This window comes from Streptomyces sp. NPDC002602 (genome assembly GCF_042889445.1).
GTDB lineage: Bacteria > Actinomycetota > Actinomycetes > Streptomycetales > Streptomycetaceae > Streptomyces.
This window is the reverse complement of record NZ_JBIAQX010000002.1, coordinates 470,479-486,095: the sequence shown is the minus strand read 5'-3', so window position 1 is coordinate 486,095 and position 15,617 is coordinate 470,479. Positions and strand designations below refer to the sequence as shown.

Genomic DNA, 15,617 nt, shown 5'->3' with positions numbered 1-15,617 from the left:
GGACCTGCCCGCGGGCGCCGGCTCCGGCATCGACGTGCGGCAGGCGGTCGCCGCCCGCCTCCACCTCCGGGTCACCGGACCGACCGCCCCGGCCCTCGCCGTCCGGGACGTCCGCGTCGTCGGCGGCGACGGGCGCGCCGAGGTCACGTACACGCTCCACAACCTGGGCAATGTCACCCTCCGCCCCCGCGCCGTCCTCACCGTTTCCGGGGCCTTCGGCCGCACCGTGTCGCAGCGGACCCTCACCGGCCTGCCGGCCGAGCTGCTGCCGGGGCAGGACGTGCGGCTGAGCAGCAGGTGGGACGGCCCGCCCGCCCTGGAGTGGACCCGGCTGACGATCCGGGCGCGGGACGCGGAAGCCACCGCCGAGGGGGCCGTCGACCATGCCGCACACCCCCTCCTGACCACCTTCCTGGCGGGCGCTTCGACCGTCCTGGCGGTGGGCTGGTCGGCGCTGGGAGCCGCATCGGGGAGAATGGCCCGTATGAGCGATCGTTCCCCCGAGCCCACCGCCCCGCACCGCGCGGGCTTCGCATGCTTCGTCGGCCGCCCCAACGCGGGGAAGTCGACCCTGACCAACGCGCTCGTGGGCACCAAGGTCGCGATCACCTCCAACCGGCCGCAGACCACGCGCCACACGGTCCGCGGCATCGTGCACCGCCCGGACGCCCAGCTGGTGCTGGTCGACACCCCCGGCCTGCACAAGCCGCGCACCCTGCTCGGCGAGCGCCTCAACGACGTCGTCCGCTCCACCTGGGCCGAGGTCGACGTCATCGGCTTCTGCCTGCCGGCCGACCAGAAGCTCGGCCCCGGCGACAAGTTCATCGCGAAGGAACTCGCGGGGATCAAGAAGACCCCCAAGATCGCCATCGTGACGAAGACCGACCTGGTCGAGTCCAAGCAGCTCGCCGAACAGCTCCTGGCCATTCACCAGCTCGCCGCCGAGCTCGGCTTCGAGTGGGCCGAGATCGTTCCCGTCTCGGCCGTCGGGGACAGCCAGGTCCAGTTGCTGGCCGACCTGATCGCGCCGCTGCTGCCCGAGAGCCCGCCGCTGTACCCGGAGGGCGACCTCACCGACGAGCCCGAGATGGTGATGGTCGCGGAGCTGATCCGCGAGGCCGCGCTGGAAGGCGTACGGGACGAGCTCCCGCACTCCATCGCCGTCGTCGTCGAGGAGATGATCCCCCGGGAGAACCGCCCGGCGGACCGCCCGCTGCTGGACATCCACGCGAACGTCTACATCGAGCGGCCCAGCCAGAAGGGCATCATCATCGGCCCGAAGGGCTCCCGCCTGAAGGAGGTCGGGATGAAGTCGCGCAAGCACATCGAGGCGCTGCTCGGCACCCCGGTCTTCCTCGACCTGCACGTGAAGGTCGCCAAGGACTGGCAGCGCGACCCCAAGCAACTGCGCAAGCTCGGCTTCTGACCTCCACAGGGCGAGTTCTGACCTCCACAGGGCGAGAACAGCCGAACTAGGGCAGCCGGCGCACCTTCACCGCGTTGTCCAACCGGGTCCCGGGCCGGCCGTCAGGCCGGTTCTGGACCCGTTCGTGCTCCTCGGCCAGCAGGACCTCCCAGGCGCCCTCCGGCAGCTCCAGGTCCGCGACGACCTCGGCGGGCGTCGGGAAGTGGACGCCCTCGACCGGCGGCTCCTGCCAGGGGGCCCAGCCCGCGTGGCCGACGATCAGCAGGACTCCGCCGGGGGCCACGGCGGCGGCGGCCCGACGCAGGATCCGCTCGCGCGGGAACTCCCCGTACGAGTGCAGGAAGCAGGCGGATACCAGGTCGTACTCGCCGGCCGGGAACGAGTGCGCGAAGTCGTGCCGCTGCCACTCCACCCGGTCGCCGACGCCGGCGTCCGCCGCGTGCGAGGCCGCTCGCTCCAGGGCCACCCCGGAGATGTCGGTCGCGGTCACCCGCCAGCCCCGCCGGGCCAGCCAGACGGCGTCGCCGCCCTCGCCGCAGCCGAGGTCCAGGGCCAGGCCGGGGGCGAGGTCGCCCGCCTCGCGGACCAGGGCGGCGTTGGCCTCGCCGCTCCAGATCCGGTCGTTCTCCCGGTAGCGGCCGTCCCAGAACTCCTCGCCCGTGACCCCGGGCTCCGGGGTGGGCGGCTGGGTGTGGGTGTGCGCGTGGTCGGACACGGGAACCTCGGTCTCTCGGGGTCTCATGGGGCAGGGCACGGGCCAGGCCCCGACCCTCCGGGTGCCTGTGCCGCCGATGCTCCGCCCGGGCACCCCGAAGCGCCAAGAACTCTTGCCGTTTCGGCAACCGCGCGGCCGTCCGGGCGGACATCCGCCGCACCGCACCGCACCCGACCTCTGCCGGCGGGGCCAGAGGTGCTACCCCGCGGGTTGGACGGGCTCCGCGATGAGGGCCGTCGCCACGCGGCGGAAGCCGATCCGGCCGTAGATCCGGGCCACGTCCTCGTCTCCCGCGGACAGGAACACCGTCCGGGCCCCGCCCGCCAGCGCCTGCTCGACCAGGGCCGCCGTCACCGCGAGGGCCAAGCCCTGCCGGCGCGCCGCCGGGAGGGTGCCGACGCCGACGACCTCGGCGACGTCGCCGACCGGGATGTACTGGCCCGAGCAGAGCACCACGCCGTCCCGTACGGCCGCGGCCATCCCCGTGCCGCCCGAGGCGAGCTGATCGGAGACCCGCGCGCGGCGCGGTTCCACCGTCGGATCCGTCAGGGCCGCCGCCAGTTCGGTCGGCCCGGCCTCGCCCAGCGCCGTGCCCGGGGCCGCGAAAGCCAGCATCGGCACCGTCACCGCGGCCGCCAGCAGTGGGTCGTCCGCGCCGAGGACCCGTACGTCCGGATGGGCCGGGGTCGGCCGCACGGATTCCAGCACCATCAGCGGGTGGGAGCTGACGCGCAGTCCCGCCGTCTCCACCGCGGCCCGCAACGAGGGGCTGTTTTCGGCCACCCATTCGAAGGCCTCGGGCACCTTCAGCTCCCGTTGGCGGGCAAGCACCCGCTCCACGTCGGCCGCGGAGGCCTCGGGTCCGCCGAGCGAGGGGCGCGCGTAGTACGGCCACCCCTCGCCCTCCCGTACGAACAGGGTGAGCGGCCCGAAGTCCTCGGCCCGGGCTCCGCCCACGCGCGGGACCGTGTCGTAATACCGCTCAAGGGCGGAAAGTATCTCTGTGGTCATCCGCCAATCCAAGCAAAGCGCCTGCTCGCGGACCTCCCAATTACCGAGGGATCGCCGAGGAACCACCGGGGGATCGCCGAGGAACCACCGGGGGATCACCGCGGGCGCCCGAGGGCGGCCTACGCGCCCTCCTTCAGCACGCGCGAGATCAGATCGCGTTGGGCGTCCGACACGTACGGCTCCGCGCAGGACACGGTCTCCCCGTCCACCGTGATCCGGTACGAGAACCCGTCCCGCACCCGGTTCGGCCCGTGCCCCGGCGGACCGGGCAGCAGGGCCTGTCGGGCCAGGTGCCGCCACTCCTCCTCGTCCGGCCGGGCCGAGGTGTCCACCTCCGCCCGGCGCTCGATGCCCGCGAAACCGCCCGTCCGCACCACCAGAATCCGCATGCCCGCCTTCTTACCCCGGATCCGCCGCCTACCCCAGGCCGACCGTCGACCACGCCTTCTGGAGCGCCTGGTGCTCGGCGCCGCCGTCCCCGAAGCGCGCGACGGCCGCCGCCGTCGACAGCCGGGCGAAGTCCGCGAACTGCGCGTCCGCCGCGAGTTCCCCGCCGGTGAGGGTGTCGTACCAGATCTGTCCGGCCCGCTCCCAGGCCTTGCCGCCCAGCTCGGTCGCCACGATGTAGAAGGCGTGGTTCGGGATGCCGGAGTTGATGTGCACGCCGCCGTTGTCGCTGTGCGTGCTGACGTAGTCGTCCATCGACGCCGGCTGCGGGTCCTTGCCGAGCTCGTCGTCGTCGTACGCCGTGCCGGGTGCCTTCATCGAGCGCAGCGCGACCCCGCTGACCTCGGGGCCCAGCAGTCCCGCGCCGATCAGCCAGTCCGCCTGGTCCGCCGTCTGCTCCAGCGACCACTGCTTGATCAGGGAGCCGAAGACGTCGGACATCGACTCGTTCAGGGCTCCCGGCTGGCCCCGGTACTCCAGGTTGGCCGTGTACTGGGTGACGCCGTGGGTCAGCTCGTGTCCGATCACGTCCACCGACACCGTGAAGTCGAGGAAGAGGTCCCCGTCCCCGTCGCCGAAGACCATCTGGCGGCCGTCCCAGAAGGCGTTGTTGTAGTCCTCGTCGTAGTGCACGGTGGCGTCCAGGGGCAGCCCCGAGTCGTCGATCGAGCGCCTGCCGAAGCCCTTGAGGAAGAGGTCGTACGTGGCACCCAGTCCCGCGTACGCGCGGTTCACGGTGGCGTCCCTCGTCGGCGCGTCGCCCTCCCCGCGCACCTTCTTCCCGGGGAGACGGGTGTGGTGCAGCGCGTCGTAGACGGTGCGGCGCGGTTCGTCGGACACGGGCGCGCCGAGCGCCGGGGCGACCCCCCGGACGGTGGTGACCCGGCGCCGGGTGCGCAGCAGGGAGTCGCGTTCGAGGGTGCGCTGCGCGGTGTCGGCGCGGCGGGTGTCCTGGGATCGGGCGATGCGGTCGAGGAGATGAGGCGGGACCACCGTGCAGAAGACGGGGTGCGCGGGGTGGCGAGTGGCGTCCATGCGGGAAATGTGGCAGTGCGTGATGCCTCTGTCACTAGCAGCGACCATGATTCATTCGGTTGTCTGAAAGCGTCCGCGCCATGTTGACGGATCGACCGGACCTGACGGCCGAGAAAGTGCCTTACCTCACAAATAGGTCAAATCGGACCACCCGGTCTTGCATACTGAAACAGGTCCTCGCATCACGGCTCGGCTCGGCTACGCTCGATCCATCATGCGTTTCGGGCTGCTTCTCCTTAGCTGCCGCGGCGAGGGTCTGTAGTCGTAGGCCGGCCCCCTCCCCGCGGAGTTCGGTGTCGCGGTTTTGCGACCGCCGTCGGCCGTCCCAGAACTACGCGGAACACGCGAGGAGCCCTACGCCATGAGCCAGCAGCCTTTTGTCGGTCGCCCCACGCCCATCACGAACGCGACCCACACCCAGCGTCCCTCCGGGATGCCGATCCACAAGTACGGCTTCTACGAGCAGGTCGAGATCCCGGACCGCACCTGGCCGAACGCCCGCGTCACCAAGGCCCCCCGCTGGCTGTCCACCGACCTGCGCGACGGCAACCAGTCGCTGATCGACCCGATGACCCCCGCCCGCAAGCGCGAGATGTTCGACCTGCTGGTGCGCATGGGCTACAAGGAGATCGAGGTCGGCTTCCCGTCCTCCGGCGAGACCGACTTCAACTTCGTGCGCTCCATCATCGAAGAGGGCGCCATCCCGGACGACGTCACCATCTCCGTACTGACCCAGGCCCGCGAGGACCTGATCGAGCGGACCGTGGAGTCCCTGGTCGGCGCCAGGCGCGCCACCGTCCACCTGTACAACGCGACCGCCCCCACCTTCCGCCGCGTGGTCTTCCGCGGTTCGAAGGAGCAGATCAGGCAGATCGCCGTCGACGGCACCCGCCTGGTCATGGAGTACGCGGAGAAGCTGCTGGGCCCGGAGACCACCTTCGGCTACCAGTACAGCCCGGAGATCTTCACCGACACCGAGCTGGACTTCGCCCTGGAGGTCTGCGAGGCCGTCTGTGACGTCTGGCAGCCGGGCGAGGGCCGCGAGATCATCCTGAACCTGCCCGCCACCGTGGAGCGTTCGACGCCGTCCACGCACGCGGACCGCTTCGAGTGGATGGCCCGCAACCTGACCCGCCGCGAGCACATCTGCATCTCCGTGCACCCGCACAACGACCGCGGCACCGCCGTCGCCGCCGCCGAGCTGGCCCTGATGGCCGGCGCCGACCGCATCGAGGGCTGCCTGTTCGGGCAGGGCGAGCGCACCGGCAACGTCGACCTGATCACGCTGGGCATGAACCTGTTCTCCCAGGGCGTCGACCCGCAGATCGACTTCTCGCAGATCGACGAGATCCGTCGCACGAGCGAGTACTGCAACCAGATGGAGGTCCACCCGCGCCACCCCTACGCGGGCGACCTGGTCTACACCGCCTTCTCCGGCTCCCACCAGGACGCCATCAAGAAGGGCTTCGACGCGATGGAGGCCGACGCGGCCGCCGCAGGCAAGACGGTCGACGACATCGAGTGGGCGGTCCCGTACCTGCCCATCGACCCCAAGGACGTCGGCCGTTCCTACGAGGCGGTCATCCGCGTCAACTCGCAGTCCGGCAAGGGCGGCATCGCCTACGTCCTGAAGAACGACCACAAGCTGGACCTGCCGCGCCGCATGCAGATCGAGTTCTCCCGGATCATCCAGGCCAAGACCGACGCCGAGGGCGGCGAGGTCACGCCGAAGGCGATCTGGGACGTGTTCTCGGACGAGTACCTGCCGAACCCGGAGAACGCCGCGTCACGATGGGGACGCATCCAACTGCGCTCCGGCTCGACGGCCACCGACAAGGACGGCACGGACACGCTGACCGTCGAGGCCGTCGTGGACGGCGTCGACACGGTGCTGACCGGCACCGGCAACGGCCCGATCTCGGCCTTCTTCGACGCCCTGGCCGGCATCGGCATCGACGCCCGCCTGCTGGACTACACCGAGCACACGATGAGCGAGGGCGCCTCCGCCGTGGCCGCCTCGTACATCGAGTGCGCGATCGACGGCCGCGTCCTGTGGGGCATCGGCACCGACGCCAACACCACCCGCGCCTCCCTGAAGGCGGTCATCTCCGCCGTCAACCGCGCGGGCCGCTGACCCTCCCCGCTCCGTCCGGAACCCCGCCGCTCCACTCGGAGCGGCGGGGTTCCGCGCGTCACGGGAGAGCGGGACGTCACCGGCGTGACCTCCGCGCCGCTCCGTCCGGATGGTGCGGGCGGCCACGGCGTTGACGCGGATCCCGCCCGCCGCCCGATCCGGAGCGAGCCGCCCCGCGGGGCCGACAACCCCCGCGCCGCCAGGCCAAACGCCGCCCGGGCGGGCCGGAATCGGGCAGGCGGAGATCGGCCAAGTCCCGGATCCGGGGCATGTTGTCTTGTCACACGACTGACACATCCTCACCGATGTGGCTAACATCACGCCAACCCGGGCGATGGTGCCAGGGGTCCCGCCCGTGCCCGAAGGCCACGGGGGAGTTACGGAGGTGCGACGTGCTGCCAGCTCGGGATGGGGACGGCCGGAAGCTGACGGCCTGGGGCATCCGGACCACCTGGAGCACCGTGGGCGACGGGGAGTTCTACTGCCCCGACTGCGGGGGTGACCGCAACTACCGCCGCCGCACCGGCCGCCGCAGGTTCACCGTCCTCGGGGTCCCGTTGCTGCCGCGCGGCCAGGCCGGGCCCGTCGTCGAATGCCAGGCCTGCCGGGAGCGCTACGACGCCGACGTGCTGGACCACCTGACCACCACGCGCTTCTCGTCGATGCTCCGGGACGCGGTCCACACGGTGACCCTCGCCGTGCTGGCGGCGGGCGGAGCCGCCTCCCAGAGCGCACTGGAGGCCGCCGTGTCGGCCGTACGGTCCGCCGGGTTCCAGGACTGCACCGAGGAGCAGTTGGAGTCCCTGGTGGACGCCCTGGCCGCCGACGAGGGCCGACTGGGACTGTACGACGGCCCGGAGTGCCGCGGCGCCGCGCTGTCGATCGAGCTCCACGAGATCCTGGAGCCCCTGGCCCCGCACCTGGCCGGCCCGGGCCGTGCCTCGCTGCTGCTCCAGGGCGCGCGGATCGCCCTCGCCGACGGGCCGTACACCCCGCCCGAGCGCGAGGTGCTGGCCACCGTGGGCGCCGCGCTGCGGATGGACACGGACGAGGTGGCGCGACTGCTGTCGGCGGTCCGGGCCCCGTAGTCCGACCCGCCGCACCCGCCCGGACACCATGCGGCCCCGGCCAAGCGGGCCGGCGGTGACGCACGCCCGGACACCATGCGCCCCGCCCGCCTCGATTGCATCCGAAACCGGTCGCGCAGCCGCTCCTCGACGTAACGATCCGGCCTCGCGGGGCCGAACCGGAGCGCCGCGCGGCCCGTGCGACGACATGGAACCGGCCCCTCCGTGAGTGGAGCGCCCGGCCCGCCCCCTGGGTGGAACCCTGCGATCGGCTCTGCCGTGTCGAACGCCCGCGAAGAGGGTCCGCCCAGGTCATCACCGCGGACTTCGCGCGAGCGCAGCGCCGGCGCGGTACGGGAGACGGACTTCGCCGCCCGCCGGCCATACCCGCCCCTCGCGCGTTCCCGCCAGTGGCGGAACCTCCAGATCGGCGATCCCGGAACGTCAACACCTTGTAGAAGTCGACGATATCTGTGAGCGCCCCCGCAGGCGTTCAATTCCGGTCACACGACGAGACGCCGCCGGTAACACAGCGGGGCTTCGATGCACGTGAATTCACTGACATCCCGGCGGACCAACGGGTTCGCGACCCACTCCGGCCAGGGATGACCAGATCTCCTCTCGTTCACCTACCTATCGAAGGGCAAGGCAGAGATGGCACGTGTCGCCGCCCGGCTTTCCGTCAACGGAGAGCAGAGCCCGCACCCGGTCGACGAGGTGCTCCCCCTCCCCAAACTGGCGCTGTACGGCTTCCAGCACGTACTCGCCTTCTACGCCGGTGCGGTGATCGTTCCGATCCTCGTCGGCAGCGCGCTCAAGCTCAGTCCCGAGCAACTGGTCTACCTGATCAACGCGGACCTCTTCACCTGCGGCATAGCCTCGATCATCCAGGCCTGGGGCATGGGACGGATCGGCGCCCGGCTGCCGATCGTCCAGGGCGTGACCTTCACCGCCGTCTCCCCGATGATCGCCATCGGCCTGGGCGCGGGCGGTGGCACGGCGGCCCTGCTGGTGATCTACGGAGCCGTGATCACGGCCGGCATCGCCACCTTCGCCTTCGCCTGGATGCCCGCACGCGTCTTCCGCGTCGTGATGTCGCTCTTCCCGCCGGTGGTGACCGGCACGGTGATCACCATCCTCGGCATCGTCCTGCTCCCGGTCGCGCTCAAGGACGTCGTCGGTGGCGCCCCGCTCGTCGGCGACGGCGGGGAGCCGAGGCAACTGGCCTACGCGGTCGCCACCATGCTCTTCGTCCTCCTGCTGATGCGCCTCGGCCGCCCCTTCGTCTCCAGCATCGCGGTCCTGCTCGGCCTGGTCGGCGGCACGCTCGTCGCCTTCGCCCTCGGCGACGCCAAGTTCGCGGCCGTCGGCCAGTCCGACTGGATCGGTGTCACCACGCCCTTCCACTTCGGCGCCCCGAAGTTCGAGTGGTTCCCGATCCTCCTCATGCTGATCGTCATGCTGATCACCATGGTCGAGACGACCGGTGACACCTACGCGATCGGCGAGATCGTCGGCAAGGACGTCGACAGCGAGACCGTCGCCCGGGCGCTGCGGGCCGACGGCGCTGCCACCGCGATCGGCGGCCTGCTGAACTCCTTCCCGTACGTGGCCTTCGCCGAGAACGTCGGACTGGTCCGGGTCACCAAGGTCAAGAGCCGGTTCGTGGTCGTCGCGGCGGGCGTGATCATGATCATCCTGGGTCTGCTGCCCAAGGCCGCGGCGGCAGTCGCCGCGATCCCGCCCGGTGTCCTCGGCGGTGCCGCCACCGTGATGTTCGGCATGGTCGCCCTCGCCGGCATCCAGACCCTCGGCAAGGTGGACCTCAAGGAGGAGAAGAACGCCCTGATCGTCGGCGTGGCCCTCGCCTTCGCGCTCTTCCCGGCGACCGTCCCGGCCTTCTTCGAGAAGCACATGAGCGTGGACCTCGCCTCGCTCCTCAACAGCGGTGTGACGCTCGGCGCCACGGCCGCGATCGTGCTGAACCTGCTCTTCAACGGCCTGGGCAAGGGCGACCCACACACCGACCCGCACCCCGCCCCCGACGCCGCTCCGGAGGTCGTGCTGCCCGCCCAGGCCGACGCGCCGGTCGCCCTGGCGGCCGCACACAAGTCGGACGGTACGGACAAGTCGGACGGGACGGGCAGGGCGAGCGCGGTGGATGCGGCGGATGCGCCCGGCGCGGCGGACGGCGCGGCGACGCCCGCGGGCTGATCCGCTCCCGAGGCCCAGGCGGGCCGACGGGCCGACGGCCCCGCACCCGGACCCCGGTCCGGGCGCGGGGCCGCGTCGCTTCCCGCGTCGCTTCCCGCGTCGCTTCCCGCGCCGCTCCCCGCGCGGGTCCTCGTACGGGTCCTCGTACGGGCGTCCCCGCGCGGGTCCCCGTACGGGCGACAATGGGGCCATGAGTCTGTTCCGCGACGACGGCATCGTGCTGCGCACCCAGAAGCTGGGTGAGGCGGACCGCATCATCACGCTCCTCACACGGGGCCACGGCCGGGTGCGGGCCGTCGCCCGCGGCGTACGGCGCACGAAGTCGAAGTTCGGGGCCGGGCTGGAACCTTTCTCCCACGCCGACGTGCAGTTCTTCGCCCGGGGCAGCGAACTGATCGGCCGCAGCCTGCCGCTCTGCACCCAGACCGAGATCATCGCCCCCTACGGCAACGGCATCGTCACCGACTACGCCCGCTACACCGCCGGCACCGCGATGCTGGAGACCGCCGAACGCTTCGCCGAGCACGAGGGCGAACCGGCCGTACAGCAGTACCTCCTCCTCGTCGGCGGACTGCGCACCCTCTCGCGCGGCGAACACGAACCCCACCTCATCCTCGACGCCTTCCTGCTGCGCTCCCTCGCCGTCAACGGCTACGCGCCCAGCTTCGACGACTGCGCGAAGTGCGGGATCCACGGCCCCAACCGGCACTTCTCCGTCGCCGCGGGCGGGGTCATATGCGGAGACTGCCGCGTACCCGGCAGCGTCGTACCCTCGTCTGAGGCCATCGCTCTGCTCAGCGCTCTGCTGACGGGCGACTGGGGTCACGCGGACGCCTGCGAGGCGCGTCATGTGCGGGAGGGCAGCGGGCTGGTCTCGGCCTATTTGCACTGGCATCTGGAGCGCGGGCTACGCTCCCTGCGATACGTCGAGAAATAGGAGCTGGACATGGCACGACGCGGCATTCTGGGACGCTCTCGCCGGGAGTACAAGGTTCCCGAGCCGCACCCGTCCGGTGCGCGCCCGCCGAAGATCCCCGGCGAGCTGGTCCCGAACCACGTGGCCGTGGTCATGGACGGCAACGGCCGGTGGGCCAAGGAGCGCGGATTGCCGCGCACCGAGGGCCACAAGGTCGGCGAGGGCGTCGTGCTCGACGTGCTCAAGGGCTGCCTGGAGATGGGCGTCAAGAACCTTTCCCTGTACGCCTTCTCGACGGAGAACTGGAAGCGCTCGCCCGACGAGGTCCGCTTCCTCATGAACTTCAACCGCGACGTCATCCGCCGCCGCCGCGACGAGATGAACGAACTGGGCATCCGCATCCGCTGGGTCGGCCGCATGCCCAAGATGTGGAAGTCGGTCGTCCAGGAGCTCCAGGTCGCCCAGGAACAGACCGTCGACAACGACGCGATGACCCTGTACTTCTGCGTCAACTACGGCGGCCGGGCCGAGATCGCGGACGCGGCGCAGGCCATCGCGCGCGACGTCGCGGCCGGCCGGCTGGACCCGTCGAAGGTCAACGAGAAGACCTTCGCGAAGTACATGTACTACCCGGACATGCCCGACGTGGACCTCTTCCTGCGCCCGAGCGGCGAGCAGCGGACCTCCAACTACCTGCTGTGGCAGAGCGCGTACGCCGAGATGGTGTTCCAGGACGTGCTGTGGCCGGACTTCGACCGCCGGAACCTGTGGGCGGCCTGCCTGGAGTACGCCCAGCGCGACCGCCGCTTCGGCGGCGCCGTGCCGAACCAGGCCGAGGGCCTGACGGGCTGACGGATTGGCCGGATCCCGCCGGTAGGCTCCCTGTCATGAACACGGATACGGAGCCCTCGGCGCAGCCGGACGGGCAGGCGGTCGAGCTGGTCTACTTGTTGACCAGGGCCGACATCGTGCGGGCCCTGCGCACGCGGGACGCGCACACGGCCTCGGGGCGCCGCGCCCGGTGGGTGTTCCCCCTGGGCGGACTGATGGGCGTGGGGTTCGGCGCACTGGCCCTGGCGGAGGGGGAAGGGGTCCTCGGCAGGCCCCTGTTCTTCCTCGTCGCCGGCGCGTTCCTGTGGGCCCTGGTGTTGTTCGGTCCACAGCTTCAGGCGCGGGCCTTCGGCGGGCTGCTGGAGAAGGCGGGGGAGGCCCGGGTCGTCGTCGACGCTTCCGGCGTGCACGTGACGACCTCAGACACCCGGACGCACATCGGCTGGGCGGCCCAGCCGCGGTACACGGAGACGGACGGGATGTTCCTTCTGCTCAGCGACGACAAGCGGGCGGCGGCCATGACCATGCTGCCCAAGCGGGGCGCCCAGGACCCCGCCGACATCGACCGCCTGCGGGCCGTGCTGGACCGGAACCTGCGCCGGATCTAACCGGCAGCGGCCGCGCAGTCGGCGCAGGTCCCGAAGATCTCCACGGTGTGGGCGACGTTCACGTAGCCGTGCTCGGCCGCGATGGACTCCGCCCACTTCTCCACGGCCGGGCCCTCCACCTCGACCGCCTTGCCGCACTTGCGGCAGACCAGGTGGTGGTGGTGATCGCCGGTGGAACAGCGGCGGTAGACGGACTCGCCGTCGCTGGTGCGCAGCACGTCCACCTCGCCCGCGTCGGCGAGGGACTGCAGGGTGCGGTACACGGTGGTCAGGCCCACGGAGTCGCCGCGGTGCTTGAGCATGTCGTGGAGTTCCTGGGCGCTGCGGAACTCGTCCACCTCGTCCAGCGCCGCCGCCACGGCCGCCCGCTGCCGGGTGGATCGTCCTCGTACTGGCGCGGTATTCATCTCGCCAGGCGCAGTCGCCACCGGTTCCTCCTCGTTTCGGCCTCGGCCCATTGTGCCAGGCGGCCGAGACTCCTAGACCTTCACATCGTCGCGCGTACAGACCTCCTCGGCGCTCCGGGCGGCCTTGGCCCGACGCCGGGCCAGTGGTGTGGACAGGGCCGTCATCACCATGAAGACGGCGATGGCGAGCAGCACGATCATGGCGCCGGAGGGCGCCTCGACGTAGTACGTGGCGGCCGTGCCGGTCAGGGCGACGGTGACGCTGATCGCGATGGCGAGGCCCAGCGTCGTGGCGAAACCGCGGGTCATGCGCTGTGCGGCCGCGACGGGGATCACCATCATGGCGCTGACCAGGAGCAGGCCGACGATCCGCATCGCGACGGTGACGGTGACGGCCGCGGTGATCGCGATCAGCAGGTTCAGCGCGCGCACCGGCAGCCCGGTGACCCGGGCGAACTCCTCGTCCTGGCAGACGGCGAACAACTGCCGGCGCAGGCCGATCGTGACGGCGAGGACGAAGGCGGCCAGGATCACCATGGCGATGACGTCCTCGGACGCGACCGTGGTGATCGAACCGAACATCGACCCGAGCAACATGGTCGTGGACCCGCCGCCCAAGTTGATGATCATGACTCCGCCGGCCAGACCGCCGTAGAAGAGCATCGCGAGGGCGACATCGCCGCTGGTCCGGCCGCGGGAGCGGATCAACTCCATGCCGACGGCGCCGACGACCGCGACGAGGGTGGCCATCCACACGGGACTGGTGTGGAGGACGAAGCCCAACGCGACGCCGGTCATGGCGACGTGGCCGAGGCCGTCACCCATGACGGCCTGACGGCGCTGGACGAGGTACGTGCCGATGGCGGGGGCGGTCAGGCCGACCAGGCCGGCCGCGATCAGCGCCCGCACCATGAAGGGGTAGGTCAGGAGGTCCATCAGCTCAGCAGTCCCGTCCGGAGGGGCTCGGCGTCGTGCGCCGCGTGGGGGTGTACGTGGTCGTGGCCGGGGAGGGCGTGCTGGCCCACGGCCTCCGGAGGCGGGCCGTCGTGCATCACGCAGCCGTCGCGCAGGACGACGGCCCGGTCGATCAGCGGCTCCAGCGGGCCCAGCTCGTGCAGGACGAGCAGGATGGTCGTCCCGGCCGCCACCTGGTGCCGCAGGGCGTTCGCGAGGACCTCCTGGTTCGCCAGGTCCACGCCGGCCATCGGCTCGTCCATGATCAACAGTTCGGGTTCCACGGCGAGTGCCCGGGCTATGAGCACGCGCTGGTGCTGGCCGCCGGAGAGGGCGTTGATCGAGGCGTCGGCGTACGTGTCCATGTCGACCAGGGCCAGTGCCCGCTCGACGGCGGCCCGGTCGGCCTTGCGGAGCACCCCGAAGCGGGAGCGGGCGAGGCGGCCGGCGGAGACGATCTCCCGGACGGTGGCCGGGACGCCGGCGGCGGCCGTGGTGCGCTGCGGGACGTAGCCGACGCGGGACCACTGGCGGAAGCGCTTGAACTCGGTTCCGAAGAGGGACAGCTCGCCGTCGGTCAGCGGGACCTGGCCGACCACGGCGCGTACGGCCGTGGACTTCCCGGAGCCGTTGGCGCCGAGCAGGGCGACGACCTCACCGCGCCGGACGGTGAGGTCGATCCCGCGCAGCACGGGGCGCGAGCCGAGCGAGGCCGTGGCCCCGCGCAGGGATATGACGGGCTGGTCCGTTGTCTGATCCGACGTGGACTGCATGGCTCGCGCCTCCGTTGCTGCTGTCATCACTTGGCTCCGAGGGCCTTCTGGAGGTTCTTCAGGTTCGACCGCATGACCTCGAAGTAGTCAGCGCCCTGGGACTTGTCGGTGATTCCCTCGAGCGGGTCGAGGACGTCGGTCTTCAGGCCGGTGTCCTTCGCGAGGGCCTTGGCCGTCTTGTCGCCCGCCAGCGTCTCGAAGAACACGGTGGTCACCTTGTCCTTGGCCGCGACGCCCTGGAGGTCCTTCATGCGGGCCGGGCTGGGCTCGGACTCGGGGTCGATGCCGGAGATGCCCTCCTGGTCGAGCCCGTAGCGCTCGGCGAGGTAGCCGAAGGCGGCGTGGGTGGTGATGAAGGTCCTGGAGGCCGTGGTCTTCAGGCCGTCCTTGAACTCGGTGTCCAGGGAACCCAGTTCGGTGACCAGCGTCGCGGTGTTCTTCTCGTAGTCCGCCGCGTGCGCGGGGTCGGCCTTCCCCAGTGCCGCGCCGACGCCCTTGGCGATCTGCGCGTACTTGGCGGGGTCGAGCCAGACGTGCGGGTCCTTGCCGGCGCCGCCGTGGTCGTGGTCGTGCTCCTCGCCCTCGGCGGCGTGGTCGTGGTCGTCGTGCCCGGAGGCGGCGTGCGCCTCCAGCTCGGTGAGGGCGCCGGCGTCGACGACGTTCTTCACGCCGGACTGGGCGACGGCCTTGTCCACGGCGGGTTGCAGCGTCTTGAGGTAGAGGATCACGTCGGATTCGCCGAGGCGGCCCGTCTGCTTGGGCGTGATCTCCAGATCGTGCGGTTCGACACCCGGCTTGGTCAGGGTGGTGACCGTCACGTGCTCCTTGCCGATCCGCTCGGCGAGGAACTGCATGGGGTAGAACGACGCCGTCACGGCGAGCTTGCCGTCCGTGTTCCCTCCGGCGGCACTGGCTCCGGAGCAGGCGGTGAGGGCCGTCGCGCCGAGGGCGACGGCGCCGGCGAGGGCTGTGGCAGGTATGAGGCGTCGTACGTTCATGACATCCATTTTCATCAAAGATGGAAACGATTGTCAAAAACCCTGGTGAGGGGAGCCCGGGGGAGCCGCCGCGGGGCCGCC

15 protein-coding genes are annotated in these 15,617 nt (G+C 71.2%); 7 read left to right on the top strand and 8 right to left on the bottom strand.

Annotation, left to right across the window (positions count from 1 at the left end; translation table 11 throughout):
- Nucleotides 1-475 precede the first annotated feature (475 nt).
- Nucleotides 476-1,426: a GTPase Era gene (era, locus tag ACFYW3_RS07595; protein ID WP_053682004.1), complete on the top strand. Its 951-nt coding sequence runs from the start codon at nt 476-478 to the stop codon at nt 1,424-1,426.
- A gap of 46 nt (nt 1,427-1,472) precedes the next feature.
- Here era and ACFYW3_RS07590 read toward each other — a convergent pair whose 3' ends face one another.
- From ACFYW3_RS07590 to ACFYW3_RS07575, 4 genes are all read right to left on the bottom strand, one after another.
- Nucleotides 1,473-2,168, bottom strand: coding sequence for an SAM-dependent methyltransferase (locus ACFYW3_RS07590; RefSeq protein ID WP_389385813.1), 696 nt, complete (start codon nt 2,166-2,168; stop codon nt 1,473-1,475).
- Nucleotides 2,169-2,339: 171 nt separating this feature from the next.
- Nucleotides 2,340-3,152 carry a GNAT family N-acetyltransferase gene (locus ACFYW3_RS07585; protein WP_351763589.1) on the bottom strand — a complete coding sequence of 271 codons (813 nt, stop codon included), beginning with the start codon at nt 3,150-3,152 and terminating at the stop codon, nt 2,340-2,342.
- A gap of 119 nt (nt 3,153-3,271) precedes the next feature.
- Nucleotides 3,272-3,541, bottom strand: a complete 270-nt coding sequence (locus ACFYW3_RS07580) for a protealysin inhibitor emfourin (protein ID WP_351763587.1) — start codon at nt 3,539-3,541, stop codon at nt 3,272-3,274.
- A gap of 28 nt (nt 3,542-3,569) precedes the next feature.
- Entirely contained in the window at nt 3,570-4,634 is a 1,065-nt protein-coding gene (locus ACFYW3_RS07575; RefSeq protein ID WP_351763585.1) for a M4 family metallopeptidase, read from the bottom strand.
- 361 nt (nt 4,635-4,995) lie between these two features.
- On the opposite strand from ACFYW3_RS07575, the gene leuA reads away from it, so the two are divergent.
- The 6 genes from leuA (at nt 4,996) to ACFYW3_RS07545 (ending at nt 12,404) form a co-directional block, all read left to right on the top strand.
- On the top strand, nt 4,996-6,768 hold the full coding sequence (leuA, locus tag ACFYW3_RS07570; RefSeq protein WP_351763583.1) for a 2-isopropylmalate synthase: 1,773 nt from the start codon (nt 4,996-4,998) through the stop codon (nt 6,766-6,768).
- 392 nt (nt 6,769-7,160) lie between these two features.
- A complete protein-coding gene (locus ACFYW3_RS07565) occupies nt 7,161-7,856 on the top strand; it encodes a TerB family tellurite resistance protein (protein ID WP_351763581.1) in 696 nt (231 codons plus the stop codon).
- Between the two features lie 633 nt (nt 7,857-8,489).
- A complete protein-coding gene (locus tag ACFYW3_RS07560) occupies nt 8,490-10,049 on the top strand; it encodes a nucleobase:cation symporter-2 family protein (RefSeq protein WP_389385812.1) in 1,560 nt (519 codons plus the stop codon).
- 190 nt (nt 10,050-10,239) lie between these two features.
- Nucleotides 10,240-10,986 (top strand): DNA repair protein RecO, encoded by a 747-nt coding sequence (gene recO, locus ACFYW3_RS07555; RefSeq protein WP_351763624.1) that lies wholly within the window; start codon nt 10,240-10,242, stop codon nt 10,984-10,986.
- A 9-nt stretch (nt 10,987-10,995) separates the two neighbouring features.
- On the top strand, nt 10,996-11,817 hold the full coding sequence (locus tag ACFYW3_RS07550) for an isoprenyl transferase (RefSeq protein WP_351763623.1): 822 nt from the start codon (nt 10,996-10,998) through the stop codon (nt 11,815-11,817).
- Between the two features lie 35 nt (nt 11,818-11,852).
- Nucleotides 11,853-12,404: a YcxB family protein gene (locus tag ACFYW3_RS07545; protein ID WP_389385811.1), complete on the top strand. Its 552-nt coding sequence runs from the start codon at nt 11,853-11,855 to the stop codon at nt 12,402-12,404.
- On the opposite strand, the gene ACFYW3_RS07540 is transcribed toward ACFYW3_RS07545, so the two are convergent.
- The 4 genes from ACFYW3_RS07540 to ACFYW3_RS07525 are packed head-to-tail and all read right to left on the bottom strand — an operon-like array spanning nt 12,401 to nt 15,536.
- Nucleotides 12,401-12,832 carry a Fur family transcriptional regulator gene (locus ACFYW3_RS07540; RefSeq protein ID WP_078999356.1) on the bottom strand — a complete coding sequence of 144 codons (432 nt, stop codon included), beginning with the start codon at nt 12,830-12,832 and terminating at the stop codon, nt 12,401-12,403. The two genes, ACFYW3_RS07545 and ACFYW3_RS07540, sit on opposite strands and share 4 nt — an antisense overlap.
- A gap of 51 nt (nt 12,833-12,883) precedes the next feature.
- Entirely contained in the window at nt 12,884-13,747 is an 864-nt protein-coding gene (locus ACFYW3_RS07535; RefSeq protein ID WP_078999354.1) for a metal ABC transporter permease, read from the bottom strand.
- The gene (locus tag ACFYW3_RS07530; protein WP_351763626.1) at nt 13,747-14,538 is read right to left on the bottom strand and encodes a metal ABC transporter ATP-binding protein; all 792 of its coding nucleotides are present in this window, start codon (nt 14,536-14,538) and stop codon (nt 13,747-13,749) included. Before ACFYW3_RS07530 ends, ACFYW3_RS07535 begins: the two co-directional genes overlap by 1 nt.
- A 26-nt stretch (nt 14,539-14,564) precedes the next feature.
- Complete coding sequence (locus ACFYW3_RS07525; RefSeq protein WP_389385810.1) at nt 14,565-15,536, bottom strand: metal ABC transporter substrate-binding protein; 972 nt, start codon at nt 15,534-15,536, stop codon at nt 14,565-14,567.
- Nucleotides 15,537-15,617 lie beyond the last annotated feature (81 nt).

Coding starts and splice junctions, on each gene's coding strand:
- era (WP_053682004.1), top strand. CDS start 476: ATGGCCCGTATGAGCGATCGTTCCCCCGAGCCCACCGCCCCGCACCGC.
- ACFYW3_RS07590 (WP_389385813.1), bottom strand. CDS start 2,168: ATGAGACCCCGAGAGACCGAGGTTCCCGTGTCCGACCACGCGCACACC.
- ACFYW3_RS07585 (WP_351763589.1), bottom strand. CDS start 3,152: ATGACCACAGAGATACTTTCCGCCCTTGAGCGGTATTACGACACGGTC.
- ACFYW3_RS07580 (WP_351763587.1), bottom strand. CDS start 3,541: ATGCGGATTCTGGTGGTGCGGACGGGCGGTTTCGCGGGCATCGAGCGC.
- ACFYW3_RS07575 (WP_351763585.1), bottom strand. CDS start 4,634: ATGGACGCCACTCGCCACCCCGCGCACCCCGTCTTCTGCACGGTGGTC.
- leuA (WP_351763583.1), top strand. CDS start 4,996: ATGAGCCAGCAGCCTTTTGTCGGTCGCCCCACGCCCATCACGAACGCG.
- ACFYW3_RS07560 (WP_389385812.1), top strand. CDS start 8,490: ATGGCACGTGTCGCCGCCCGGCTTTCCGTCAACGGAGAGCAGAGCCCG.
- recO (WP_351763624.1), top strand. CDS start 10,240: ATGAGTCTGTTCCGCGACGACGGCATCGTGCTGCGCACCCAGAAGCTG.
- ACFYW3_RS07550 (WP_351763623.1), top strand. CDS start 10,996: ATGGCACGACGCGGCATTCTGGGACGCTCTCGCCGGGAGTACAAGGTT.
- ACFYW3_RS07545 (WP_389385811.1), top strand. CDS start 11,853: ATGAACACGGATACGGAGCCCTCGGCGCAGCCGGACGGGCAGGCGGTC.
- ACFYW3_RS07535 (WP_078999354.1), bottom strand. CDS start 13,747: ATGGACCTCCTGACCTACCCCTTCATGGTGCGGGCGCTGATCGCGGCC.
- ACFYW3_RS07530 (WP_351763626.1), bottom strand. CDS start 14,538: ATGCAGTCCACGTCGGATCAGACAACGGACCAGCCCGTCATATCCCTG.
- ACFYW3_RS07525 (WP_389385810.1), bottom strand. CDS start 15,536: ATGAACGTACGACGCCTCATACCTGCCACAGCCCTCGCCGGCGCCGTC.